The sequence below is a fragment of the Streptomyces sp. NPDC025793 genome, assembly GCF_055558375.1.
In genome coordinates, this window is sequence record NZ_JBVHMR010000153.1 from 1 (window position 1) to 1,361 (window position 1,361).

The following is a 1,361-nucleotide window of genomic DNA, read 5'->3' on the forward strand; positions in this document are numbered from 1 at the left end:
AGTGGGCGTTAAGTCCGATCTTCCTCGGTTCGTGATCGCTCGATCGTGGTACTGACAGCCGTACGAGCCGTCGGGTGGGCATGTCCATGTTGAGATGTGGGGTGTGAAGAGAGAGCCGTACCTCAGCGACTTATCGGACGAGCAGTGGCTGTTGATCGAGCCGATGATCACGGCCTGGAAGCAGGACCGGGTGGCGCGGTCGGCGACCGGAGATCCCGGGTCCTGTGACCTGCGGGAGGTCGTGAATGCGATCTTCTATCAGAACCGGACGGGCTGCCAGTGGCGCTACCTGCCGCACGATCTACCGGCCTGGTCAGCGGTGTTCTACTACTTCAGACTGTGGCGCGAGGACGGCCTCGACCAGCGGATCCAGGAACTCCTGCGCTGCCAGGTGCGCGAGAGAGCCCGCCGATTAGAGGACCCGTCCCTCGTGATCCTCGACACCCAGTCCGTCCGCGCGGCCGCGGGTGTCCCGAAGACCACGACGGGACTGGACGCCAACAAGAAGGTGTCGGGGCGCAAGCGGGGACTGGCCGTCGACGTTCTGGGCCTGATCATCGGCGTCGTCGTCCTGGCCGCATCAGCCCACGACAACGCCGCCGGCACCGCCCTGCTCGACCAGGCCGCCGAGCGGTGCGGGATGCGTCTGGAGAAGGCTCTGGTGGACCAGGGCTTCAAGGACGAAGTCGTCATCCACGGCGCGTTGATGGACATCGACGTCGAGGTCGTCCGCCGCAACCCCGCAGACCAGGGCAAAGGCTTTGTCCCGCAGCCGAAGCGGTGGGTGGTGGAGCAGACGAACGGCACGCTGCTGCTGCACCGGCGTCTGGCTCGTGAGTACGACCACCGGCCCGACACCTCCGTCTCGCGCGTCTACTGGGCCTCCACCGCGAACATGACCCGCCGCCTCACCACACCGAGTCCCGCCTGGCGCGACACCCTCGGGCTTGCCGCGTGAACGTCGCCGAACTCCTCGCCGGCCTCCAGGCCCAGCACGACGAAGTCACCGCCCGAGCCGGAGAACTACGCGGCCAGATCGAGTACTTGACCGCTGCCCTGGGCGAGACCGAGGCCCGACTCGCGGACCTGGACACCGCCCGGAAGGTCATCGCGGAGGTCGCGCCGGCAGGAGCCGAACCCGACCCGCCCGAGACGAGCACCGCCTACCAGGCCATCGTCAACGCCTTCAACCAGCGCCCCGGCCAGGTATTCAGAGCTCGTGAGCTGCACGAACTCCTCGGCATGCCCACCGACGAGGCCTCCGTCAACGTCACCCGCAGCCGCCTCGGACGCCTCGTCCGCCAAGGCTTCCTCACCCAACCCGGACGAGGCCGCTACCAGAAACGGACTTAACGCCCACT

At 67.2% G+C, this 1,361-nt stretch carries 2 protein-coding genes; both read left to right on the forward strand.

Annotation, left to right across the window (positions count from 1 at the left end):
- Positions 1 to 94 precede the first annotated feature (94 nt).
- Entirely contained in the window at positions 95 to 958 is an 864-nt protein-coding gene (locus ACZ4MF_RS49020; RefSeq protein ID WP_467500954.1) for an IS5 family transposase, read from the forward strand.
- A complete protein-coding gene (locus ACZ4MF_RS49025) occupies positions 955 to 1,353 on the forward strand; it encodes a hypothetical protein (RefSeq protein WP_467500955.1) in 399 nt (132 codons plus the stop codon). The genes ACZ4MF_RS49020 and ACZ4MF_RS49025 overlap by 4 nt, the downstream gene beginning before the upstream one ends.
- Positions 1,354 to 1,361 lie beyond the last annotated feature (8 nt).

What these genes read in the sequence shown, in the direction of transcription:
- ACZ4MF_RS49020 (WP_467500954.1), top strand. Translation starts at nt 95, where the DNA reads ATGTGGGGTGTGAAGAGAGAGCCGTACCTCAGCGACTTATCGGACGAG.